Consider the following 26,403-nt stretch of genomic DNA (forward strand, 5'->3'; position numbering starts at 1 on the left):
ACCCAATAGTAATTAGGAAACACGATGGCTCCAAACTCCGCAGACTCCGTTATCGTTCTCGATTTCGAAACCACAGGCTTATCACCAAATATGGGTGACAGAGCGATTGAAATCGGTGCGGTTAAATTAGTTAACGGCGAAGTCGTCGACACCTTCCAGCAACTCATGAACCCAGGGTTTCGAGTTAGCGGATTCATTGAAAGCTATACCGGGATCAGTAACCGTATGTTAAGCACGGCGGCCAGTTGCAGTGAAGTGATGGATGAGTTTGCAGACTTTATCCAAGGCAGCCAACTTGTTGCTCACAATGCGTCGTTTGATAAGCGCTTTCTCGATGCGGAATTAGAATTTATTGGCCGAGACTACACAGGCAAGTTCGCTTGCTCAATGTTGATTGCTCGCCGTCTCATCCAAGACGCACCGACTCATAAGCTAGGCGACCTTGTGCGTTTTAAGAATATCGACAACGACGGTACTTTCCACAGAGCGTTAGCCGATTCAGAAATGACAGCACGATTGTGGTTATTGATGATTGATGAACTGCAAAGTGATCACGGTATTCAACAGCCGAGCTTTCAACTGATGCAGAAAATATCTAAGACCGCTAAAGGCTCGATTCCAAAGCTGCTAATGAGCAATCGCAATTAAAGCTATCAACTACAAGCCATAGATCGAAATAAAGGCTGATTCGTTTCGCGAAATCAGCCTTATTATATACGAGTGTTACTTAGAGCCGCCCTACTCTTGCAGTGCCACCAGCGTTGACTTGAAGCTATCTAATTCATTCATAAAATATACCCATTGCTTATCACTACTTGTGGCTGCGATATCGACCAAGAATTTGGCGGATGTTTCCGTATTCTTAGTAAGCGTGGATTCAAGGCCATCAGGATAATAAGCTTCATGGTTAAGCAACAGCTTCATAATAATAGGCTGAGCAATATGCAAATCAGTCTTCTTTTCAGTAAGCGTCGATAGAGCCTGATATGTATTATTTTGATATTGTCGCCAGCTATCATTGGTATTTATCCACTCTTGCGACCAAGCCAAAATAATCTGTTTTTGTTCTTTCGATACCGAACCTAGCCATCGTTCTAGCCTTTCTTCTACTCGATCTCGATATCGCTCTCTCGAATCTTCATCATTCAATGACAATCTTTCTTGGTAGGAATCTTGTTGTTTCTCTCGAAAATTTTTGAGGAACTGATTATCTTGTTTCGCACTTAGCTGCATACTTAACGCGTAAACATCGGGTGCAAACTTATTAACGATCTTGCGAATATGATTTTTAATTTGATCACTTTGGTCAACGATAAAAGCAGAGGTTAGCTCGGAGCGATCAACATTTTCAATCACTTCTAATTGCGAGACGTACAACGGTAGTTGAGTTTTTTTGTGCCATTGCTGTAACAAATCCAATCGCTCTTCAAGTTCTGATTCTTGACTGTTAGTTAGAGAAACAAAGTCTTCAATATAACTCACAACAAACCAGCTTATGTTGTTATAGGCGAATTTCGTACCACACCCAGCAAATAGAAAACAGATCAATACGACTAGCCAACGGCACTTTCTCATTACACCCTCTCACAGCATTTTACTGAACGACGAATTTCTAAACGATCTTATAACACTAGCTACAAAATCAGGTTCACGTAAAACTTTCAGATAAATTGAGACTTAGCCTTGATAATCTAACCATTTCGACAAATGATTAAATTAAAAATAATTAATAGCAGTGATAAAACTTAATTTTTATTGTTCATTTGAGGTAATACGAACCCTATAAAAGAAATGGTGACGTATTTTAAAATGATTAATATTTGGGAGGTAAGCTATGGCCGCTACTCCTCATTATACAAGCAAGTTAGAGTACGAGCTTTGTTATTTTGACGATGGAAGACTAACCACAATTACGATATCCGCTAATAATCGACAGGAAGCGATGACTTGGTATCTTAGCGAAGGAGGACATATCAACGATTTCTATTCGATCAGACCCGACGAATAAACGCTTGATACGTTGCTGACTGTGGAACACCCTTTACTGCATTATCACTAGCATGACTTAGCAGTAAAGGGAGACAATCTCGAATTACTTCAGAATTCGGGCGCGGAATTGACGACCCTTCATTTTACCTGATTCGATTTTACCTAGTGCTTTCTTAGCCACTGATCTTTCTACAGCAACGTAAGCGCGCATCGCGAACAAGTTGATCTTACCTACTGACTTACCATCGATGCCGCCTTGGCCTGTCAACGCACCAAGGATATCACCTGCGCGAAGTTTCGCTTTCTTACCACCATCAATCTGGATGGTTACCATGTTTGAGTAGTACGGCTTAGCTATTGGTTTAGCTGGCAACTGAGACGGTTCGATTGGCATATCCATGTACTCATCAATTTGAGCAACACGGTGCATCTCTTTTTCGCTAAAGAAGCTAATTGCGACACCTTTACTTCCTGCACGACCAGTACGACCGATACGGTGCACGTGTACTTCAGGATCGCGAGACAACTCAAAGTTGAACACGGCATCTAGGTTATCAACATCAAGACCACGAGCGGCAACATCGGTTGCAACCAAGATAGAGATGGTTTTGTTTGAGAACTGAACCAAAGCTTGGTCACGTTCACGCTGTTCCATGTCGCCATGAAGCTCGATAACACTGAAACCACGGTGGCTTAGCTCATCATTTACGTTCTGCACTTCTTTCTTAGTATTACAGAACACAACCGCTGACTCTGGTTGATGATGAAGAAGCATTAGCTCTAGTGCGTCATCACGAGCTTCAGTACCTTCAACCTTATAAAAGTGTTGTTGGATGCTTGAGTGATCGTGCGTTGATTCAACCTTCACCATTTCAGGGTTATTCATGATGCGGTCTGCAACAGATTTAATCTGTTTAGGGAAAGTTGCACTGAACAATAAAGTTTGACGATCTTTTGGTGCTGCTTCAATAACAGCATCTAGTGCATCTTGGAAACCCATTTCTAGCATGCGATCGGCTTCATCTAACACAAGTGTGTTCAACTCAGACAGGTCAATACGCTCTCTCTCGAGGTGGTCCAGGATACGACCAGGAGTGCCCACAAGAATATGTGCGCCATGCTCTAATGAACCAATTTGAGGTCCCATTGGCATTCCGCCACATAGTGTCAGCACTTTAATATTGTGAATGCCACGAGCAAGAGTACGGATCTCTTTTGCTACTTGGTCTGCAAGCTCACGAGTCGGACATAATACTAAAGATTGAACACGAAAACGCTTAACGCGTAGGTTTTGCAGCACGCCTAAACCAAAGGCAGCTGTTTTACCTGAACCCGTTTTACCCTGACCGATAACATCCTTGCCATCCAGAATAGTAGGAAGACTCAACGCTTGAATAGGCGTCATTTCAGTATAACCAAGAGAATCTAACGTATTTAGAAGCTCTGGCTTAAGGGCGATTGAAGAGAATTTTGAAGTGCTCAATGGAAATATCCAACTGGTGAAAAACAGAGTGCATTATGAGTGTTTTTGAAAATTATTCCACTTTAATCACAGTTTTGAAGAAACATGTTAGGCGAACACAAAAAAGCCAGCTTTGTTAGCTGGCTTTTGCATCTATTCGAATCGCTTTCTATGGCACACCGTGGCCTTTAGATGCAACCCATACGCGATACCATTGCTCGCGAGTCAGTTCGATTTTCAGTGCATCAACGGCAGTCTCCACACGTTCAATCTTTCCTGAGCCAATAATTGCAATTGGGTTAGATGGTAAACGACGAACCCAAGCGTAAATCACTTGGTCAATGCTATCTGCACCCACTTCTTGACGAATCGCCTCTAGCTCATCACGAACGCGAGTCGCTTGCGCTGAATCGCCACTGAAGATGCTACCACCACCGAGACAAGACCAGGCCATTGGACGAATACGATTCATCTGCAATTGATCTAGCGTGCCATCATGGGCTACTTCGAAGTTCAATGGGTTGATTTCAACTTGGTTAGTCACCAGTGGCTTACCGAGTCGAGATTGCAGTAAGTCGAACTGACGTGGTGAAAAGTTAGAGACACCGAAGTGCTTAACTTTGCCTACCTTATGTAGTTCAGCGAACGCTTCTGCTACTTCATCTGCATCCATCAGTACATCTGGGCGGTGAATCAGTAATACATCAAGTTCGGTTACACCCAAACGCTCTAGAGAGTTATTTACTGATTGGTAAATATGATGCGCGCTGGTGTCATAATGATTGATCTTGCGATCAGGAGTGTGTTCACCACACAAGTTGATGTCGCACTTGGTGACGATTTGGATATCATCACGAAGGCTTGGCTCAAGCGCTAATGCTTCACCAAACAACTTTTCACATTGGTAATTACCGTAAATATCCGCGTGATCAACAGTTGTGATGCCAAGATCAATGTGCTGCTTAAGGAAAGTCAGGCGTTGTTGCGGGGTCATACCCCATTCTGCTGTACGCCAGTATCCTTGCACCAACTCAGAAAGTTCTGGGCCTTGTGGCGCTGTCGTTACTCTTGCAACCATGGGTTGTCTCCTTTATCAATACTGAACGTATCCTAAGCTCGTTTTACCGAAGGCTCAACGTATAACAAATGGCAAAGGTAAACGCTTACTAAAAATGTGAGAGCCACAGAAAAACGAACACTTAAATGAATAATAGCTTGCTGTCTGCCCGTCAGACGTTCTCCCAAAAGGCTTGTTGACTCTAATGAATTACGAAACTATCTATAAATTTGAGCAATTAAAGACGATTTAGTTCAACCGTTAAATTGTCACTATCACTATGCAGCTGAATCCAAGGAACTGAAGAACCAGAAGAAGATGAGGAAGAACTAGGCACATTCCATAAACTCATTTGCTCAGAGGAATGATGTGGTGCATTGATGAATTCGACGAGTTGTTTATCTACCTTATCGTAACCAACGCCCTCACGTTTCGCTTGTTCAAGTTGAGCGACGACATTGAACTCATCCTCCCCAATGCTAATTGAGCTGAGCGCAAAGCCATCTTGACGAAGGTATGCCTGAAGCTTTGTGTAACTTAGGTTCGAATATGGCAGGTTAAGGCGAACTACCTCTACGCTTGAGTCACCCAACTCCAGTTCAACATAAACATCCAAATCGTAATATTGAGTGAGGTCACTGCACAACAGAGTGCCTTCAACTTCGCCACAATCCATGAGATCGATATCGTTAATATAGTTTTGATAACTCGGTTGAATTGGGCTGCTATTGAATACCGTTCGCAACCACCAGCTTTCACTCGCTTGCGCAGAGAATGAAAGGGTATTCAGAGCCAATAACAAAGGTAGGATTAAGACAGGAAGAGTTCTCATTAATTGTGCTTATTTCGCGCGACATGAAGCGCCCATTATACGTGACCAATCAACAAACAACCGCTCAAGGCACAAATTTTAGGCGAAAAAAAACGGGCATACATGCCCGCTAGATAAATTCTATCGCCGAATAACGTAATCCGTCACGTTGAGAACCATTACGGAAATAACAATACCATTCCGATGCTGCATATACAACATATCATACCAATTATTTATAACCACCTTCTATTGCAGGCTCTTCAAGCGATAGTCTTACTTTATTACGTTGGATTGCTTCTGGTGGCAAACTGATGAAGCCGTATTGGTTCAACACGCTTTGATGCTCTTCCGACAAAGTCAGTCCAACAAAGAACTTCTCTTGTTCCGTAAAGCCTTTACGATGCGCTGGAATATTCAGGTACATGTAATAAACCGTGGCTAATGGGTAACGACCAGAGAGGATCGTTTCTTTGTTTAAGTCGTAGTTCACCCCCAGATTATCAACCACACTCAGCCATTTCACATCAGAGATCTGATCTGAGTAGACGGTGTAACCAATGGCGGCATCTTCGTCTTCTACCTTGTTAATCAGATCCGGTAGATCCGCTAAGAATTGAGTATTCGCATATTCGCCGTCAGAACCACATTCGACCCAACTCGAAAACGTAGTATGACCTTGCAGATTGTGGTCGATAGCGAAAGGCAACATATGTGTGTCTAAGCTCTCACCACCTCGAATATCACTACTAGGTGTCCACTTAGGGTGTTTAGGATCGTTAGAACAACCAAACACATCGATAAGTTCAGCAACGCTGATGGATGTGGCTGGGTTATTCTCATTCGCCAGAATAGCTATTACGTCTGCGGTAAACATCAGCTCAGTTGGCCTGTAGCCATAGCGCATGTCGAACCTAGCCATCTCTTTGTCAGTCCACTTTTTGGAAGTAATACCAACACGTGAACGTTGCATGATCATCTGCTCAGGTACACTGTCACTCAACAAGATCTCTAAGTCGATCTCTTGGCTCTTAAGCAAGTCTTCAACAAGGCTCTGCATATTCGGCTCAATCGCGACCAAACCAATATCACTGGCGTCATTTGCTAATGTTGATACAGAAAAAAACGCAGGTACAGCAGCAAGCAGTAAGCCCGATTTATTAGATAGATGTTTCATTACTGGCCTCCTACTGGGTCAATCGATGTCTTAGATTCAACATCGCTATTGCTGTCGAGTTGCATCTCTGAGGTAAAGATATTCCAAGATGGATTCACTTCCATGCTCTCTGTTTTTAACACTGCAATGGTTCTACGCTTACGCTTGTGAAGGTGCTGAGTTAAGCTGGTTATCTGAGTAAATTCTTGTTCAAAGATTCGCTCTCCATCGATGCCTCTGTCAATCAGAGCGTCTCGAATCACGCCAGTCCTTTTCTTAGCCAGTGCCTTGTTATAAACATTGGTACCTTCTGAACTTGTGTCCCCGACTAAGGTAACGGAGGCGTCTGGTTGCTCACCCAGTAAACGTACTAATTCGTTGAGAACGGCTGTGTGTTCAGGTTTTAGAACGTATTTATCAAAGTCAAATGCCACGCTTAACACTTCAACATCTTCGACGATTTTCCAATTGGCACAGCCTTTAATGTCTACCGTCACGCCTTCTGGAGTTTCAGCACACAGATCGCGTTGGTTAATCACCCCATCACGGTCATCATCCGCTAGATCATCAATTTGATGACGAGTCATTGTCGTGTCGGGCGTTTCTGCACAACCCATTAGCAAAATAGAACTAAGTAGCGCTAGTTTAAAATGTCTCATTACTTGTTCTCCCCTTGCCATTCTTCTGGGTGTTCAATTCTCAACGCGTAGGTCAACATGCCCATCGCGTTCAGTACGCGGTATGCCGCTAACGTTTGATCATATTCGGTGCTGATGAAGTTTCGTCGAGCCAAGAATACCTCGACTTTCGCATCAAGCACATCGAGTAGGCTTCGTCTGCCAACATTGAATTGCTGAATATAGCCAAGCTCTGCAATTTTGGCTGCGTCTACGTTTTGTTGAAGAAGGGACTTTTGCTGTTCAAGCATCTTGTAGGCGTTCCAAGCGAGCTGAGTACCCTCTTTAACTTCACGCTCAGTTCTTAATCTGATCGCCCTTGCCTCTTCAACACGCCATGCTGACGATTCAACACGAGAGTCAGTAGAAAAGCCGTTAAACAGATCATAATCCATGGTCAGCATGATTCTCGCGTCTTCATCAACACCACCCGGTGGGTTAGAGACGTTGTCATTCTTGTTGGCATGGAGTTCCAATTTTACTTCTGGATAGTAATCGCCTTTCTCTCTACGCATCTCTTTACGAGCAGCATCGATATCAAGCAAAGAGGCTTTGATTTCTGGGTGATTCTCGACAGCTTGTTCAAGTGCGACCTGTGCTGAGCTTGGTAATAGAGCGTAATCAAAACGGGGATAAACCAAGTTCACAGCCGGCTTACCCACTAAGCGTAGGTACTGAGTTTGTAAATCAAACAGGTTATTTTGAGCGGCAATTAATGAAGATTGTGCCGTCGCGACACGAGCGGAGATCTGAGCCAGATCCGAATTACTGCTCAAACCTTTACTCTTTTTATCTTGTATGTCTTGATAGATTTCTTGGTGCTCTTTTACGTTACGCTTAGACAGTTCAAGTAGCGTCTCTGCTTTGAGTATATCGAGGTAATTTCTCACTACATCTAACGATACGTTTTCAGCGCGTGAAATCAGAGTTAAACGTTCAGCTTCTGCTTCGAATGTTAGTCGGTCGACATTCGACGTCGTTTTAAAGCCATCGAATAGCAACTGGGATACTTTTACGCCGATTTCCGTTCGCGTTAGACCACGGTCGTCAGTGTCGAGTTTGCTTCCGCTGTTATAGCGAGTCTCTTCATAACCTGCCGCCGCGTACAAATTGACTTGTGGCATATACAAACCACCCGCAGCGTCCCCGTCTCTGACCACCGATTGGTATCGGGAGTACTGCGCCAATATCTCTGGGCTATAGTCGATGGCGAACGCCACAGACTCTTCTAGTGAGGCTGCTTGAGACAACCCACTCACTAGTAAGCAAGAAGAGAGTAAGATTTTTGAATGCATTACACTTCCTTTTATATTTATGCTTTAACCCACTTCATCGTTCGCGAAGTGAATTTTCCTTAGCTCGTAAAATAGGTTTTAACCAATAACTCAGTACTGTCTTTTCACCCGTCAATATATCCACTGCAACCTGCATACCTGGGATTATGCTGAACGCAGAATTATGCTTTTGGTCTTCATCTAACTGAATATGGGCTCGATAATAAGCGTTGCCGTCTTCCGTTTGTAAGGCATCGGCGCTGACATACGTTACTTTGCCTTTTAGGCCACCATAGATAACAAAGTCATACGCAGTGAATTTAACGGTTGCGCCTAATCCATTATGAACAAACGCAATATCTTGCGGAGAGATCCTCGCTTCAACAATCAAATCACTGTTTGATGGAATGATCTCAATAATCGGCTCGCCGGGACGGACTACACCACCAATGGTACGCACAAAGATCTCTTTGACTGTACCATCAACGGGCGCGACAATTTCGGTACGCTTGAGTTGGTCGGCAATCGCCTGTTGGCTTTCGTTCAGCTGCGCTATTTTACTGGCCACTTCATTTAGTTGACCTTGTACTTTGGCGCGAAAATCTAACGCGATGCTGCGGTGATCGGCTATCGATTCCGAGTAAGCAGCAATCTGTTTCTGAGCCGCCACTTTAGAGCTGGCAATATCGCCTTTCAGCTTGACTACATCACGGTTCAGTTTCAGCAATTCCACTTCCGCAACAGCACCACTCGCCACCACATCTTTCAGCATGTTCCGCTCACGAATTACAATATCGAGGCTGCTTTCAAGTGTCTGGATATTATTCAGCGTATCGACACGTGCTTGGTCTTGTTGCTCGATGCGAAGTGCCGCCTCTTCCAGTTCAGATTTCAATTGACCTAAACGTTCTCGATAGTTGGCTTTGGCGTTCATTAATGCGGGGTGGCTTGATACATCGATGACAATATCTTGCGGTACTAAAACCACTCGTTCATACCATTCTTTCGCATCGTTGTTTAAAACCACTGTCGACAGTTCAGCCTTTAATCTTAATTGTTGAGCAAGCAAGGTATCCGCCTGTTGAGCAGACTCTAAAAAAGCGGCTTTAAAGCGCGTGTCTTCGAGTTTAGCCAGTGGCTGCCCTTTCATCACAGACTGACCTTGTCGCACCATAATTTCTTGAACAAGACCGCCTTCCAAGCTCTGAATAGTTTGTACCGAAAGGCTAGGAACGACTTTGCCCTCGCCGATCACGACTTCTTCTAATGTTGCCCAGGTCGCCCAACCGATAATCGACACAATCAATAACGCGCTTAGCCAAATTAGCTTACGAGAACGAAAGGCCAAATGATTGTTGGTCCACTGAATATCATTACTCATGACGACCTCCCTTCACCACTGAGACAGTCTTAAATCGACTGGTTCCCTTCGGGGCGCTTTTCTTTTGTAAAGAGAGGATATCTTTTGGTTCTCCCTCAGCCACGATCTTGCCTTTATCCAATACAACCACGCGATCACACATCATCAAGAAGGAAGATTTGTGCGAGCTGATCAGCATCGAGGTTTCTCTTGGCATACTTTGCAACGCATTGAAGAACTGTATCTCGGCTTGATTATCGAGTGCGCTGGTTGGCTCATCCATGATCAATAGTTTTGGACAGCGATAAAGTGCCCTTGCGATAGCCACAGCTTGGCGTTGTCCTCCTGAAAGTAATCGGCCACCTTCGCCGACAGGTGTCTCTAAACCATTGCTCAAGCGCCCCATGTAACCGTTGAGGCCGGACTGTTGTAGCGCTTGCCTTAGCTTTTCTTCATCAACGTTGGTCGCACCTAAGGTGACGTTGTCGTAAACACTGCCAAAGATAAGATTAGTGGTTTGTCCGACCCAGCCCATTCCGCTACGCAAAACATTGGTTGGCCATAACTGCCCATCAATCTCTTGATAGAAAGCTTGTCCTGTTGTTGGCAAATACTGACGTGCAACAATCGATAAAAGCGTGGTTTTTCCTGCGCCAGCCGCACCAACAAGGCCTACTCGCTCACCTGGCTTAATATCAAGAGAAATCTCTTTCAACGCAGGGCTTTGAGTATCAGGATAGGTAAACGTGACATCATCTAATCTGACTCCACCAGCAAAATCACCCTTGTCGATCACTTGGTGCTTAGATTCTTCTTGCGGTAAGTCCATGATCTGGTTGAGGCCTTCAACTGCCGAACGGGTTTGTTGGAACCTCAACATTAAAAGAGAAAGTTGATTCACTGAGCTCGCAGCACGCCCACTCAACATCACCACCGCTATCAAGCCACCCATGCTCAGCAAGCCTTCAGAGATCTGATACACACCGAATATGATGAGAGTAATGGTGACGATCTGCTGACTCGACTGAATAGAATGAGTCACAATGTTAGAGTAATGACGAGATTGAGTCTGCCATTGAGAGAGCGATGAAATAGTCTGCTCCCAACGCTTTTGGGTAATGCCCTCAGCATTGTTTTGCTTGATATCCGGAAGGGTTGTTAAGCAATCAAACAGCTGTGCTTGTCTTTGTGTCGACAAACGTGCGGTTTCATCGAATGTTTTCTCGACTTTACCTTTCATCGCAATGCTCAGCACAATCAATACCAACATAATTGTGACTGGGATAAACATCATTGCACCACCTAGCCAACCAATAAGGAACAGGAATAACAAGGTGAACGGTAGGTCGACTAAAGTGACTAAAGAGATAGAGGTGAAGAAATCTTTCACGCTATCGAAATCTTGAAGCTGTCTGGCAAAGGCGCCTACCGATTGAGGTCGATTTTCCAACTTCATACCAAGGACTTTAGAGAACAGTTGAGAAGACAACTTGTTATCAATATAACGCCCAGCCATGTCAGTCACAGAGCTTCGTGAGCTTCTCAACACCCAATCAAAAATCACAACAATACCAACGCCTGCCGCCAGAACCCAAAGCGTGTTAAACGCTTGATTTGGCACCACGCGGTCGTACACATTCATGGTAAAAAGAGGCACGACTAGCGCGAGCAAGTTGATCAAGAATGAAGCGATAAACAGGTCTCGATACCAAGGTTTTACTTCTTTGACGACACGCCATAACCAACGGGTGTTGGATTTATTCTCGCTACGTTCATGGGATTGAACACGCGCATCATCAAGCGCTTGAGCACCCACTTGCCAAACATACGATTCGACTTGAGTAACCAATTCTTTTAATGAAGTTTGTTGGCTGGAATGGGTTTCACAATCCAATACTTGAAAGTGATCACCAGAGCCTTGAATAACAACGACGGGACTCCCTGTCGCAGAATTAACAGCAACAACGGGAAACTGACATTGATTCAGTAGTTCTTTTTTAACCTGGCTCAGCGTTAACCCCGATTTCTCAATCGCTCTTGGAAAAAGGGATTCATTGAGCCTTCCTTCATCTAAAGGTAGGCCAGACAATACTTTGGAAGGATGGCTGCGAACATTAAAATGCTCACATAACCATTCAACACAACCTAGCCAGCTGTCTTTTTGTTCTACCAATCTAAACTTCCTTTTATAGACTGTACCTCTAACTTACAGCGTTAAATTATTGTCTTCTATCATTTTTTGTAAAATTTGTGCTTCTAACGCACCACTACTGTCGCCTTGATACAGATCATCGTACGTAACATCGGCTAATAAGATGTTTTGTTGAACGTCTTCGTCGCCATTAGGTTTAATAGAAATGGTCACGCCTTCACCAGATTCTTCTAAATCTAGATATTGTGTTGCCCCTAGCCCTGTATTGAGCCCTAGACTTCCTAAAATACCCGAGAGGTCAATTGCATCAGTGTCTGGAGACGCATCAAAATCTTGAATCACATCGTAGCTTGGGGCTTCTGCACTCCCTAAGCCTGAAGATGCGAACACAAAATTATCTGAGCCCGTCCCACCAACCAGCAGGTCGTTATCATCTGTCGCGGTAACCGTAGAGTCCCCTTCAGCAACAAATTCAACCGATACGGTTTGAGGCAACCCTACCGCTTGGTTGTTGCCTATCTCAGCAGAGGGTTCAATAGTGAGTTCAAATGGATCAACGTCATCGTAGCCGCCAGTAATAGCCAAACTCGATACATCTGCTAAATCCACCACGTATTGACCATCAACCATAGAACCGTGTGAGAAGGTCAAACCCGCAGGGATGTCATAGATGGTAATAAAGCCCACTTCAGAATCGGCAGGGTTTACAAGGGAAAGATCTAAACCGAGAGGTATCGTGCCGCTTGCTTCTGCCACAATAGATGCGTATTCAACGCTCAATAACGGAGCATCAGGCTCTGGTGTGATAATAAGTGTCATGTCTTGCGAGCTCGGGTCACCCGTGTCGACCACTAACTCACCAAGTACCGTGTTTTGATCGACCGTTCGGCCGGTAATCGTAATATCGAGGTTACCAAACGCATCGCCCGCAAAGAATTCGAGTTCATCAACAGAACTTGCTTTAACGAGGATCGTCGCCTGTATGATGCCACCAACACTGGTGAAAGAACTGGTTTCTGAACCAATTCGAATTCGATCTAGCCCAACTAAACCTGATGGATCCGAAGTTCCATTCACTGTTACCGTAATCGCTAAAAACTCATCACTGTTGGTTTCAAAGCTATTGGCATCAAGAGGAATCACGATGCCATCATCTTCACTTCCAGTGAGCTGTTCAGGTAAATCGAAGAACTCCACTTTATCACCAATAGGATTCACACCGACGGTGAATTCAGATTCGGTATAGCGAATTTCTGTCGTGCCGATTTCTTGAGTAATCGCCTCAAGGACTAGATTCATATCACCACTAAAATCTCGTGGTGGCAGAATAACGAGATTAGCAAGCTGACTTGGATCAACCTGCCATTCATAAGTAGGGTTACCATCAAAGGTACCGCCATCGACGCCATTGTTAGGAACTAATTCGTAGCTGTCGCCTACCTTTATCGCAACAACCGCACCTTCAGGCACGCCTTTCAATGCCAAGGACATATTTTCGGAGCCATCTTGGTCGATCAACTCCGCGCTTAGTGATGACAATGAAATATAGTTGTCTTCGTCACCAACTATATCCTCAGTCACCAAGTTCGCCGCATCAGCAACAGGTTCAACGGTGATCGTCACTACGGTTGTCTTGTCTTGAGTATCCGTTTCAACGACACAATCCGCTTCATCGGTAATATTTGCCGTTACCGTTAAGGTGATTTCGCCGCTGTAATGTTCAGGTGGTGTCACCAGCACATCACTCAAGCGGCTAGGATCCGTTACCGTCCAAGTACCATTGCCGTTATCAACCAACAACCCAGTATCAGCAGGACTCTCTGATAACGTACCGCCATTTGATACCGTAATCGTCAGGGAGTTAACGGTTTCTTTGCCGGTAGCGCTGTTACCTTCACCCGTGATTAACTGGCCATCTTCAACGCTATCACCGAGAACGAGCTCAAGATTAAGATCCGTGGCGATATCTTCCTGGATTGTTGTCGAATCTGTGGCAACGGTAATGTCATCCACGACTGGCAGCACTTGGATACTTATCGTTTGTTCGGTTGTTAATGTATCGCCATTACACGGCGAGGTTTCAATGGTCTTGATCGTAAAGTCGATACAGCCGGCAAAGTCTTCGTCCAATCCGGTTAACGTCAGTTTCGAGAGACCATCGGCAGTAATTGAGTAACCGACAACTTCGCCAGCCGCATCATATTCCGCAATAACACCATCACCTGAAATCTCGACGCCTTCAGGAAGAGAATCAGCAGGAATATAGAAAGAGATCGTATTGTCTGGGTCACTCGCTACATTGGTATTGAGCAAGCCCGTTAAATCGATATCTTCACCTTCATCAGTCTTAATATCACCACCCGGTTGAATGGGACTTGGTGGGCCAACGGGGTCACAAGTACCGCCACCACCGTCATGGCCAGTGATCTGAATTTGGAATGAAGTATCAATATACTTCGAATCTTCACCATCAATCACACGAGCACGAACCACAATATCTAAAACGGGAGTATCGCTTGGGCTAGAGATCGTCATACCGCTCAAGATTTCTTGCGCCAACTCTTGGATAGAGTCACTCGTCAGGCCGTTCGCAGAGATAATCCAGTTTCCTGAAACATCTTGAGCGGCTCCGTTCGGGTGATCGATAATCAGCGAATAACCATCAGGCACATCGATCAAGATATAATCTAAATACTCTGAGCCATCCATATCAGCGTCAACAAAAGTAACGGCGTCCGACACGTTGACCGGAGAACCATCTTTACTGATGTATAGCTGACCAGAACTTTCTAAACGAGTATCTAACTCAACCCTCGCATCGACGGTGACGCTGATTGAACCCGAGATATCTTTTACATCAGTCGTGCCTGTCGGCGAAGTGTCGGTAACTTCGTAAGTAATTGGGATCGAAAATATACCGCTCAAATCTTCAGTAGCCGTGACTGACAGTCTTCCGCTACTTAAAAGCTCGGACAATGTTGGCGTCGTAGAGTCTAATAAACTTTCTAAATCTAACCCTGAAGCTGGTACGGCGATAACACTGCCATCGAAATAAAGAGTCAGATCAGCAGGAAGGCTATCAATCACATATCCCGTTAAAGACTCACTGCCATCAACATCTTGATTCACCGATGGTTCAAGATTCAATCCAATTTGACTGTCTTCAATACCTTGAGTACTCACCGTTTGACCATCTTCTTGATCGACAATCGGTGCTAATTCTACCTTTAAGGTCATCGGGAATTCGCCCGAATCACCATCAGGCTCTGTCGAGATAGCAATAATAGTTAGCTCTAGCTCGCCACTAAAATCAGTAATTGGCTTGAGATACAAATCATTCAGTTGGGCGTTAGAGACTTGGAATACTGGCCCTGTTACATCGTCAATGTAGGCGATGGTCAGCGACACAGGCTCACCCAATGAATCCACCAGCAAGGTGCCGTCAGGAATATTGGTCAGGAGTATATTAATCTCTTCTGAGGCATCGTCATCTGAGGTTTGGACTACAAAATCGAGACGAATCAAACCATCTTCATTGAGAACAGATTGGTTGCTGATGACTTTGGTATCACTGTCATATTCCCAATGCGCATTTCCGCCATCCACAACAATAGGCTCATCGACGACACCCTTGAGGAAAATATTGATGGTTTTGGTATCGCTAAGCGCGGTCACATTAACAGGGTCTAACGAGTCAACTGTCGATTCATAAGAAACGGCAGTCACATTAATGAATAGGTCTTCCGTAAAGGAGCTGATGTCTTCTTTTGGTATTAGATAAGCGGTTCCGTTCTCTATCGCTTCAGCAGAAACGAGATAAGTATTAGGACCAATTAGGTCAAACAACCCGCCTTGAATCGCCCAGCCGTCTTGTACTTCAATTTGATAACTTAACGACTCAGAACCATCGGTATCAGTCAACGCACCATTGATTACATTCTTTAGGAAGATGCTTTCATCTTCCAGACCTTTGTAATCTTTAACAGATAAAATTGGAGTATCAGCATCCGGTGAGATCTCTACAACGACAGTATTAACAATATCGGCCGTTTTATCATCGGGGTCAGCGAAGGTGTTTCCCGCTTCGGTTGCAATCGCAGTAATCTCAAACTCGAATCGACCCGCAAGATTTTCATCAGCTCTGATTTCCATTTTGTTGATTTGGTTTTGGGTGTACTCTTTGCCTTCTTTAACGGCGTTACCGTTCAAGGTGATATTGAGCCCATCTGGAATACCGCTAATGGTGTAAGACAGTTCTTCAGATGTATCTTGGTCAACCAACTGAGCAGTGATATCTAATTTAATTGGGTCTGCGTCATCTTCCACCGATTGGTAGGTGAACACTGAATCAGACCAATCCGGTGCATCAGCCACGGGTAATACCGAAACGGCAACATCAGCGGTCAATTCTTTTGGAACCGTGTCAGTACTAATGATGGCGTTGATCGCTAGAATAACCGTTGAGGTCGTATTCGATTCATTCAGAGCTGGACGATACGTCAACTGACCATTCGGGCCGGTAAACTGGCTATCAATCGCCGTTAACTGATTGCCTGAAAGCGTCACTTTGCCGTCTACAACCTCAAGCAGCACCCCATTCAGGTACAAGCTACCGCCTTGCAAAGAATCTTCTGAGAATTCAATAGCCGTAACGGTTTCGCTTTGGTCAACGTCTCCGGTAGAAACACTCACAACAATAATGGCATCGTTATCTTCTGTAGTTTCAGAATCCTCATAACGAATAAAGCCTTCGTTATCATCTAGGACAAGCTCTGCAGTACTCGTGACCTCATCACCATCGGCATCGCGAACCAAATAATCAATGTCATCGATTAATCGAGGATCGGTAGGGTCAGTTGATACATTGGCATTAGTAGTCAGTTGGTAGCTGCCATCAGAGTTAAGCGCAAACTGACCGTAGACGCTATTATCAAAATCATTAATTAGATCAATCTCGATTGACGTAATTGCATCGGTAAAAGTGTAGGTATCACCACGATAGTCAAAACTAACAATGACGGCGCCATCCGCACCAGCAAATTCTTCTGTTAAGAACTGTCCGCTGAGATTATCGCCTTCCACCATCTCAATGGATCCAGAGCGAGAAGTTGGCACTGCATCCGTAACATTAACAGCATAAATAGCCGGATCTGAGCTATCACCATCGGCATCAGTAACGACCAATTCAAAATTCACAGCAAGATTATTTTCACCGTCACCCGTGGCATGATCAAGCGGTGCATATAGGTTGAACTCTGTTGTGCCATCGTTGTTAAAACGAATTCGGAAGATATCGTTACCCGATGTATCTTGAGCGTAATACCAACCATCGGCATTTGCTTCTTGCAAGGATATAGCTCGTCCGCCACTGCTGTAACCGAGGGCGTCAAAAGCATCGATGTTGATTGAAACTGATACGATATCGTCCGAACCTTGGATAATCGCGATCGATGGGCTTGGTTCTTCAGTCCCAGTTTGTTCGTTGTCACCAATGAGGCCATCTTCATCGACAGATATGCTGCCTACAACCGAGAATGTAGGATCCTTACCATCGTATATTTTAATGTCTGACTCTTGAGTGGAACGCGAACCGTCTGAATCAATAACGACAACCGTTGTTGGTATATTCAATTCGGTATCTTTTAACCCAGTGCCATGGTCAATAGAACGATATAGATCAATCTCAACGGCAACCGTACCGGAAGCATTGGCTTCTAGGAAATAGTCCGAAGGTAGACGAATCTGCATAATGACATCGCCATTACTTAATATCGCATCGAAACTGCCGTCACCATTGTCTCTCCAAGTTAACGCTTCACCATTATGAGTAACGGCTTCACCATCACCATCTAAAACCGCCTGACCGTTTGTCACATCAATACCAAGATAAACGATAGGATCATGCGATGCAGTGATATCCAAATTGACCACTGCGCTTTGTCTTACGCCATCTGGTGTTGTATTGGCGATAGGTGTTTCAGATAGTTCAACCGTGCCACTTCCAATAAACGGTTCACCACCGTCAGTAATAGAGATGTTAAGGTCTAGTTTGGTTTTATCATTATCTGAATCGCGAGCAGTAACAGTAAAAGGAAGAGAATCCGTACCATTGGTTTGATCTAAGCCTTTATAAAGAGTGAAGACATAATCCACACTGCTGTCTACATCACCGGATACGGGCGCGGAAAAACTCACAGTAAAGGCAACGTCACCACCAGCTACTGGCCCTGCGTAGCCAGTCAATAATGTTCCATCCTCAGAAACCGTGTAATAAATCTGTTCACCGCCGCTGAAGAGCAGAGGTTGGTCTGCTAGATCAAAGAACACACTGTCTAAGTAATCACTGCCAATCCCGATACTGAAGGTTCCGGTGCTACTGACTTCACCGACAGGAGCATTGCTTAAATCAGACTCGTTGACTGAAGCATTTGAATCAAGAACTAAACTCGGATCATTACCGTCTTCTATCACCCATGATATTTGGCCGTTTTCTAAAGCAGTGCCATCAGTATCTGTACCAATAATATTCAACGGAATCGTGAGTAAATCGCTGGTGATAACATGATCGAGTGGGCGTTCAATCACTAATACAATATCGGCAAGTACATTGTTCCCGTCGACCGTTGTCGTCATTGAAAACGAGAACACATCATCATCACCTTGCTTAGCTGTAATAATGAGACCATCTGCGCTGAGAGTATAAGTAAGTGCTGTAGAGTCGCCTCCCGAAGTGATACCTAATGCTTCTAGTTGCGCGACAGTCTCAGGGCTAAATTGTATAGAATCTGGGTCTGGGTTATCCGACCCACCTAATATAGTAAATTGAGCATTGATGGTTTGCGAACCGGAGGTCACGTCGACTTCCGTCACCGTTTTCGAATCATCCAATATCTGTCCTGCCGCACCATCAGTGATATCAATGGTCGCCGTTGCAGAGCCAAAATCACCACTAGAGTCAGCGGCAACGTAATTGAAGATAACGGTATGGTCTTGGTTATGATCTAGATTTCGATTTGCTTCAAAGGTCCACTGGCCATTGGCAAATACGGTCAATACACCATCCCCGGTATTGAACACCGCAGGAGTTGCACCTGAAATGTCCTTGCTGACTCCACCAACTTCGACGCTACTAATGGTTAGAGCAGTATCAAGGTCAATGTCATTGCTAAGAACGTTGCCTGACGATATTTCACCTTCAACCATCGAGTAAGACTCGCCGAACAGCAAAGGTTCGGAATCTAGAATCGTGATCGGTAATTCGCCTAAAACGAGCTCAGTGGTTCCATCGTCATCAATCTGAAGACCTTCGATAATGATCGACGTTTGAAGTAACTCTTCACCAGCTTGTTGGTCAACCGCTTGGTAAAAGGTGATCTCAACGGTATCTCCAACAATCTTAGCTTCGAAAACCAGTGTTCCATCGGTTCGTGTTGCTTTGAGCACTTGGCCGTCAGACTCTAATGCAATAGCGATAGATTGACCTTGAGACGTCACTCCCTCGGCAGAGACTTGGTTTGCACTAAAAGCGAACTCGTCAGCAAACTGAATATTGATGTCAGCAACTTGGGTTTGATCTCCGAAGATCCCGACCGTGCTTTCAGAAAATGAGACTGAACCTGGCAGTATAATACTTGGCATGTCATCGCTGACTTCATTGCCAATCAAATTGGCCACTCTCGCATCTATAATCCACTCAGTAGATGGGTCTAAGCTAGAGACATCAATATTCTCGACTAGCCAGCCACCTGACGCATCCACGACTCCAACAAAAGTCAGCGTTTGAGTACCATCATTGATCTCGATGTAAACAGGTAAGCCTTCGGAGACATCGGTTGTCCCCTGCATGGTGGTTAAATCGCCGCTACGGAAATCCAAGATGTTGAAACCAGACAAGGTATCAATATCAATAACAGGCGGTACGGTATTAATTTGCCCTGTGCTGTCAGTCCCCGTCGTTTCATTACCCGCAATATCAACGGTAACCGCCTCTACCGTAATATTGCCATCAGCAAACGCAGACAGATCGATATCATCGATGCTCCAAGCACCTGCAATAACTACGGTTTGTAACGTGATAGACTGATTATTGCTATCGGTAACTGTGACGGTAATAGGCTGTCCATTTTCTACATTTTGAACAACACCTTGTAGACGAACAGATTGAACCTCTTCGGTGTTGAGTATGTTATCGGCATCATCAAATTCTGCGGTGATACTGGCTAGCGTATCTTTCACTATTGTGTCGCTAGAAGTGACCGTGTTCCCCGCAACATCCGTAACGCTAGCCTCTACGGTCAAGATTCCTTCTGCAAATCCCGAATAGTCTTGACCTGTCAGCGTCCAGTTTCCGCCAACTACTGTGGTCGTATAAACTTGGGAGACATTAAGGCTATCGGTGATGGTAATAGTGATCGTTTGACCGTCTTCAACATTGGTCACTGTGCCAACCAAGGCACCATTAGTAATTTCGGCTAAGTTGTAATACTCATCACCAAAACCATCGAAATTGACACTGATGTCCGCCAACGTATCTTTAACTATGGTATCGCTAGAAGTTGCCGTATTGCCCGCAACGTCCGTAACCGTTGCTTCTACTGTTAGCGTGCCTTCAGCGAAAGCAGAGTAATCTTGGCCAGTTAGAGTCCATTCGCCACCGGAAACTATCGCGGCATAATTTTCTGACTTGCCATCAATATCCGTGATAATGATTGATACTGTCTGGCCATTCTCAACATTGGTCACCGTGCCAACTAATGCGCCATTACTGACCTCGGCAGAGTTGTAATACTCATCACCAAAACCATCAAAATCGACACTGATATCCGCCAGTGTATCTTTGACGATAGTATCGCTAGAAGTTGACGTATTGCCCGCAACGTCTGAAACCGTAACTTCAACTGTTAACGTACCTTCAGCGAAAGCAGAGTAATCTTGGCCGACTAATGTCCATTCACCACCGGAAACTATCGCGGCATAATTTTCTGACTTACCATCAACATCGGTGATAGTGATTGAAACTTCTTGGCCATCTTCAACATTGGTCACCGTGCCAACTAATGCGCCATTATTGACCTCGGCAGAGTTGTAATACTCATCACCAAAACCATCAAAATCGACACTGATGTCCGCTAACGTATCTTTGACGATGGTATCGCTAGAAGTAGCAGTATTACCGGCAACGTCCGTAACGCTTGCTTCAACCGTTAACTCGCCTTCAGCAAAACCTGAGTAGTTCTGCCCCGTCAGGGTCCACTCGCCACCAGAAACTATCGCGGTATAATTTTCTGACTTACCATCGACATCAGTGATGGTGATTGATACTGTCTGGCCATCTTCAACATTGGTCACCGTGCCAACTAATGCGCCATTACTGACTTCGGCAGAGTTGTAATACTCATCACCAAAACCATCAAAATCGACACTGATATCAGCCAACGTATCTTTAACGATGGTATCGCTAGAAGTTGCCGTATTGCCCGCAACGTCCGTAACCGTAGCTTCTACTGTTAACGTACCTTCAGCGAAGGCAGAGTAATCTTGGCCAGTTAGAGTCCATTCGCCACCGGAAACTATCGCTGTATAATTTTCTGACTTACCATCGGCATCGGTGATGGTGATTGATACTGTTTGGCCATTCTCAACATTAGTCACCGTACCAACCAATGCGCCATTATTGACCTCGGCAGAGTTGTAATACTCATCACCAAAGCCATCAAAATCGACACTGATGTCCGCCAGTGTATCTTTGACGATTGTGTCACTGGAAGTAGCAGTATTACCTGCAACGTCCGTAACTGTAGCCTCTACAGTCAAGATACCTTCTGCAAAAACCGAATAGTCTTGGTCGACTAATGTCCATTCACCACCAGTGACTGTCGCGGTATAATTTTCTGACTTGCCATCAACATCAGTGATAATGATTGAAACTTCTTGGCCATCTTCAACATTGGTCACCGTGCCAACTAATGCGCCATTACTGACCTCAGCAGAGTTGTAATACTCGTCACCAAAACCATCGAAATTGACACTGATGTCCGCTAACGTATCTTTCACTATGGTGTCGCTAGAAGTAGCAGTATTACCTGCAACGTCCGTAACTGTAGCCTCTACAGTCAAGATACCTTCTGCAAAATCCGAATAGTCTTGGTCGACTAATGTCCATTCACCACCAGTGACTGTCGCGGTATAATTTTCTGACTTGCCATCAATATCCGTGATAGTGATTGAAACTTCTTGGCCATCTTCAACATTGGTTACCGTGCCAACTAATACGCCATTACTGACCTCGGCGGAGTTGTAATACTCATCACCAAAACCATCAAAATCGACACTGATATCAGCCAACGTATCTTTAACGATGGTATCGCTAGAAGTTGCCGTATTGCCCGCAACGTCCGTAACCGTAGCTTCTACTGTTAACGTACCTTCAGCGAAAGCAGAGTAATCTTGGCCAGTTAGAGTCCATTCACCACCAGTGACTGTCGCGGTATAATTTTCTGACTTGCCATCAACATCAGTGATAATGATTGAAACTTCTTGGCCATCTTCAACATTGGTCACCGTGCCAACTAATGCGCCATTACTGACCTCAGCAGAGTTGTAATACTCGTCACCAAATCCATCGAAATTGACACTGATGTCCGCCAACGTATCTTTAACTATGGTATCGCTAGAAGTTGCCGTATTGCCCGCAACGTCCGTAACCGTTGCTTCTACTGTTAGCGTGCCTTCAGCGAAAGCAGAGTAATCTTGGCCAGTTAGAGTCCATTCACCACCAGTGACTGTCGCGGTATAATTTTCTGACTTACCATCAACATCGGTGATGGTGATTGAAACTTCTTGGCCATCTTCAACATTGGTCACCGTGCCGACCAATGCACCATTATTGACCTCGGCAGAGTTGTAATACTCATCACCAAAACCATCGAAATTGACACTGATGTCCGCCAAAGTATCTTTAACTATGGTATCGCTAGAAGTTGCAGTATTGCCCGCAACGTCCGTAACCGTTGCTTCTACTGTTAGCGTGCCTTCAGCGAAAGCAGAGTAATCTTGGCCAGTTAGAGTCCATTCGCCACCGGAAACTATCGCTGTATAATTTTCTGATTTACCATCAACATCGTTGATGGTGATTGATACTGTCTGGCCATCTTCAACATTGGTCACCGTGCCAACTAATGCGCCATTACTCACCTCGGCAGAGTTGTAATACTCATCACCAAAGCCATCAAAATCGACACTGATATCCGCCAGTGTATCTTTGACGATCGTATCGCTAGAAGTAGCAGTGTTGCCGGCAACGTCCGTAACCGTAACTTCTACTGTTAACGTACCTTCAGCGAAGGCTGAATAATCTTGACCAATGAGACTCCACTCGCCACCAGAAACTATCGCGGTATAATTTTCTGACTTGCCATCAACATCGGTGATAGTGATTGAAACTTCTTGGCCATCTTCAACATTGGTCACTGTGCCAACTAATGCGCCATTACTCACTTCGGCGGAGTTGTAATACTCATCACCAAATCCATCAAAATCAACACTGATGTCCGCCAGTGTATCTTTAACGATAGTATCGCTAGAAGTTGCTGTATTACCCGCAACGTCCGTAACCGTTGCTTCTACTGTTAGCGTGCCTTCAGCGAAAGCAGAGTAATCTTGGCCAGTTAGAGCCCATTCGCCACCAGTCACTGTCGCGGTATAATTTTCTGACTTACCATCAACATCGGTGATGGTGATTGACACTGTTTGGCCATCTTCAACATTGGTTACCGTGCCAACTAATGCGCCATTACTGACCTCGGCAGAGTTGTAATACTCATCACCAAAACCATCAAAATCGACACTGATATCAGCCAACGTATCTTTGACGATGGTATCGCTAGAAGTTGCCGTATTGCCCGCAACGTCTGAAACCGTAGCTTCAACTGTTAACGTACCTTCAGAAAAAGTGGAATAGTCTTGACCGACTAATGTCCATTCACCAGCGGTGACCGTAGCGGTATAATTTTCTGACTTGCCATCAACATCGGTGATGGTGATTAACACTGTTTGGCCATCTTCAACATTGGTCACCGTTCCGACCAAAGTGCCATTACTCACTTCGGCGGAGTTGTAATACTCATCACCAAATCCATCAAAATCAACACTGATGTCCGCCAGTGTATCTTTGACGATAGTATCGCTAGAAGTTGCTGTATTACCCGCAACGTCCGTAACCGTAGCTTCAACCGTTAACTCGCCTTCTGCAAAACCTGAGTAATCTTGGCCAGTCAGAGTCCAGTTACCAGCGTTGACTGTAGCGGTATAATTTTCTGACTTGCCATCAACATCGGTGATGGTGATTGACACTGTTTGGCCATCTTCAACATTGGTCACCGTACCAACCAATGCGCCATTACTCACCTCTGTTGAGTTGTAATACTCATCACCAAAACCATCAAAATCGACACTGATATCAGCCAACGTATCTTTGACGATGGTATCGCTAGAAGTTGCCGTATTACCCGCAACGTCTGAAACCGTAGCTTCAACTGTTAACGTACCTTCAGAAAAAGTGGAATAGTCTTGACCGACTAATGTCCATTCGCCACCAGTCACTGTCGCGGTATAATTTTCTGATTTACCATCAACATCGGTGATGGTGATTGATACTGTCTGGCCATCTTCAACATTGGTCACCGTTCCAACTAATGCGCCATTACTGACCTCAGCAGAGTTGTAATACTCATCGCCAAAGCCCTCAAAATCGACACTGATATCCGCCAGTGTATCTTTGACGATAGTATCGCTAGAAGTAGCAGTATTACCGGCAATGTCCGTAACCGTAGCTTCAACCGTTAGCTCGCCGTCTGCAAAACCTGAGTAATCTTGGCCAGTCAGGGTCCAGTTACCACCGGATACCGCAGTTGAATAATCAACCGACTTGCCATTAGCATCTGTGATCGTGATAGATATAGTTTGACCGTCTTCCACATTTGCCACAGTACCAACCAACGCCCCATTGGAGACTTCAGCTTGATTATAAAACTCATCAGCAGATGCAGAGAAATCAACACCAATGTTCACTAAGGTATCTTTAATAATTGTGTCGGTAGACGAAATCGTATTGCCAGCTACATCCGTCGTGGCAGCGACAACCGTCAACTCACCTTCCGCGAAGCCAGAGTAATCTTGGTCTTTCAGACTCCAAAAATTGCCAAAAACAACTGTGGTGTAGTTAACAGACAAACCATTACTATCTGTAATCGTAATATCAATAGCTTGACCATCTTCGACATTGAAGATCGCACCAATCAGTGCGCCTTTGCTAACTTCATTTTCGTTATAATAGTTATCGCCAAATCCATCGAATCTGACAAGGATTCGGTCAATCGTATCTTTAACAATGGTATCGCTAGCTGACGTTGGGTTTCCGGCAATATCGATGGTACTTGCAACAACAGTGAGTTCACCTTCGGCGAAATTGGAATAATCTTGGTTTTCGAGCGTCCAGCTATTTCCAGACACTATTGTTGAGTAACTCACAGACAGGCCTTTACTATCCGTAATCGTGATGGAGATAGTTTGACCATCTTCAACATTAGTTACTGTACCTACTAAGGCACCGTTATTGACTTCGAATTTGTTATAAAACTCATCACCAAAGCCATCAAAGTCGACATCGATTGTCGCTAGCGTATCTTTGATTGTGGAGTCATTGGCAGTGATACTATTACCAAAATCATCGGCAATGATCGCATCAACTTGGAGATCGCCTTCAGCCAGAGAAGTAAGATCGACACCATTCACAACATAAGTTTCGTTCGTTGTGATCGCGGTGGTAGTTAATGTGTTGCCGTTAACATCGGTGATGGTAATTGCAACTGTTCGTCCATCACGAACATCCACAGCCGTACCCTTAATAGTGACACCTGGTACTTCAAACTGGTTTTCGTAACCGTCGCCGCCATCAAGTATATCTACGGTCAGTTCTGCACTAGGTAACAGCGCATCTAGATTCCCATCGTTTGAAGTGGTGTCTTCCTCTTCATATTCAGTGGGACGAGTATCAAAGCCCGCATCTGCGAGGGTTTCATCTAATGTGGAGCGGACATAAGCAATAAAGGAAGCGCTAGAACTAGGCTGATCGTTCGCAGAATTCTGTTGCTGAGGAGTGCTTCCGATGTTATTGACGAGTTGACTGACAACCTCTTCCAACTGTTGCTCTACAGCTTCTATTTGTGGTTCAGTTAAGGGCTGAGCCTCTTGCAAATTCTGAGGTTCAATATTGACGACTTGCACGCCTTCAACTTTTGACTGCGTAGCAGGTAATTGAAGCCAAGTACCATCAGGAAATACTTGCCAAACAACACCACCAACTTCGATATATAAAATAGGATCCATCCTAAACCTCTTCCTTACAAAAGCGCTGACCTTGAGTACATCAATTTACTCAATTAAAGGTTGGAGAAATCAGCGAACTA

Annotated in this window: 12 protein-coding genes; 2 read left to right on the forward strand and 10 right to left on the reverse strand. The window is 44.7% G+C overall.

Going from position 1 to position 26,403, the window contains the following annotated elements:
* Window positions 1–24: 24 nt before the first annotated feature.
* On the forward strand, window positions 25–648 hold the full coding sequence (locus ITG09_19860) for a 3'-5' exonuclease (protein ID UPR55180.1): 624 nt from the start codon (window positions 25–27) through the stop codon (window positions 646–648).
* Between the two features lie 90 nt (window positions 649–738).
* Here the strand turns inward: ITG09_19860 and ITG09_19865 are convergent, their stop codons facing one another.
* A complete protein-coding gene (locus tag ITG09_19865; GenBank protein ID UPR55181.1) occupies window positions 739–1,575 on the reverse strand; it encodes a DNA polymerase III subunit alpha in 837 nt (278 codons plus the stop codon).
* A gap of 259 nt (window positions 1,576–1,834) precedes the next feature.
* Between ITG09_19865 and ITG09_19870 the strand changes: the two genes are divergently transcribed.
* A complete protein-coding gene (locus tag ITG09_19870) occupies window positions 1,835–2,008 on the forward strand; it encodes an RNA helicase (GenBank protein UPR55182.1) in 174 nt (57 codons plus the stop codon).
* Window positions 2,009–2,092: 84 nt separating this feature from the next.
* Here ITG09_19870 and dbpA read toward each other — a convergent pair whose 3' ends face one another.
* From dbpA to ITG09_19915, 9 genes are all read right to left on the reverse strand, one after another.
* Window positions 2,093–3,472 (reverse strand): ATP-dependent RNA helicase DbpA, encoded by a 1,380-nt coding sequence (gene dbpA, locus ITG09_19875; protein ID UPR55183.1) that lies wholly within the window; start codon window positions 3,470–3,472, stop codon window positions 2,093–2,095.
* Window positions 3,473–3,620: 148 nt separating this feature from the next.
* On the reverse strand, window positions 3,621–4,529 hold the full coding sequence (locus ITG09_19880) for an aldo/keto reductase family oxidoreductase (GenBank protein ID UPR55184.1): 909 nt from the start codon (window positions 4,527–4,529) through the stop codon (window positions 3,621–3,623).
* Window positions 4,530–4,746: 217 nt separating this feature from the next.
* On the reverse strand, window positions 4,747–5,340 hold the full coding sequence (locus tag ITG09_19885; protein UPR55185.1) for a hypothetical protein: 594 nt from the start codon (window positions 5,338–5,340) through the stop codon (window positions 4,747–4,749).
* 211 nt (window positions 5,341–5,551) lie between these two features.
* Window positions 5,552–6,496, reverse strand: coding sequence for a phosphate ABC transporter substrate-binding protein (locus ITG09_19890; GenBank protein UPR55186.1), 945 nt, complete (start codon window positions 6,494–6,496; stop codon window positions 5,552–5,554).
* Window positions 6,496–7,134: an OmpA family protein gene (locus tag ITG09_19895; GenBank protein ID UPR55187.1), complete on the reverse strand. Its 639-nt coding sequence runs from the start codon at window positions 7,132–7,134 to the stop codon at window positions 6,496–6,498. The genes ITG09_19890 and ITG09_19895 overlap by 1 nt, the downstream gene beginning before the upstream one ends.
* Window positions 7,134–8,447: a TolC family outer membrane protein gene (locus tag ITG09_19900; protein UPR55188.1), complete on the reverse strand. Its 1,314-nt coding sequence runs from the start codon at window positions 8,445–8,447 to the stop codon at window positions 7,134–7,136. The genes ITG09_19895 and ITG09_19900 overlap by 1 nt, the downstream gene beginning before the upstream one ends.
* A gap of 34 nt (window positions 8,448–8,481) precedes the next feature.
* On the reverse strand, window positions 8,482–9,807 hold the full coding sequence (locus tag ITG09_19905; protein UPR55189.1) for an HlyD family type I secretion periplasmic adaptor subunit: 1,326 nt from the start codon (window positions 9,805–9,807) through the stop codon (window positions 8,482–8,484).
* Entirely contained in the window at window positions 9,800–11,959 is a 2,160-nt protein-coding gene (locus tag ITG09_19910; protein ID UPR55190.1) for a type I secretion system permease/ATPase, read from the reverse strand. Before ITG09_19910 ends, ITG09_19905 begins: the two co-directional genes overlap by 8 nt.
* Before the next feature lie 33 nt (window positions 11,960–11,992).
* Entirely contained in the window at window positions 11,993–26,323 is a 14,331-nt protein-coding gene (locus ITG09_19915) for an RTX toxin (GenBank protein ID UPR55191.1), read from the reverse strand.
* Window positions 26,324–26,403: the final 80 nt, after the last annotated feature.

It is taken from the genome of Vibrio cyclitrophicus (assembly GCA_023206055.1).
Classification (GTDB): domain Bacteria; phylum Pseudomonadota; class Gammaproteobacteria; order Enterobacterales; family Vibrionaceae; genus Vibrio; species Vibrio cyclitrophicus_A.

What these genes read in the sequence shown, in the direction of transcription:
- ITG09_19915 (UPR55191.1), bottom strand. Translation starts at nt 26,323, where the DNA reads ATGGATCCTATTTTATATATCGAAGTTGGTGGTGTTGTTTGGCAAGTA.
- ITG09_19870 (UPR55182.1), top strand. Translation starts at nt 1,835, where the DNA reads ATGGCCGCTACTCCTCATTATACAAGCAAGTTAGAGTACGAGCTTTGT.
- ITG09_19900 (UPR55188.1), bottom strand. Translation starts at nt 8,447, where the DNA reads ATGCATTCAAAAATCTTACTCTCTTCTTGCTTACTAGTGAGTGGGTTG.
- ITG09_19890 (UPR55186.1), bottom strand. Translation starts at nt 6,496, where the DNA reads ATGAAACATCTATCTAATAAATCGGGCTTACTGCTTGCTGCTGTACCT.
- ITG09_19865 (UPR55181.1), bottom strand. Translation starts at nt 1,575, where the DNA reads ATGAGAAAGTGCCGTTGGCTAGTCGTATTGATCTGTTTTCTATTTGCT.
- ITG09_19895 (UPR55187.1), bottom strand. Translation starts at nt 7,134, where the DNA reads ATGAGACATTTTAAACTAGCGCTACTTAGTTCTATTTTGCTAATGGGT.
- ITG09_19860 (UPR55180.1), top strand. Translation starts at nt 25, where the DNA reads ATGGCTCCAAACTCCGCAGACTCCGTTATCGTTCTCGATTTCGAAACC.
- ITG09_19880 (UPR55184.1), bottom strand. Translation starts at nt 4,529, where the DNA reads ATGGTTGCAAGAGTAACGACAGCGCCACAAGGCCCAGAACTTTCTGAG.
- ITG09_19885 (UPR55185.1), bottom strand. Translation starts at nt 5,340, where the DNA reads ATGAGAACTCTTCCTGTCTTAATCCTACCTTTGTTATTGGCTCTGAAT.
- ITG09_19905 (UPR55189.1), bottom strand. Translation starts at nt 9,807, where the DNA reads ATGAGTAATGATATTCAGTGGACCAACAATCATTTGGCCTTTCGTTCT.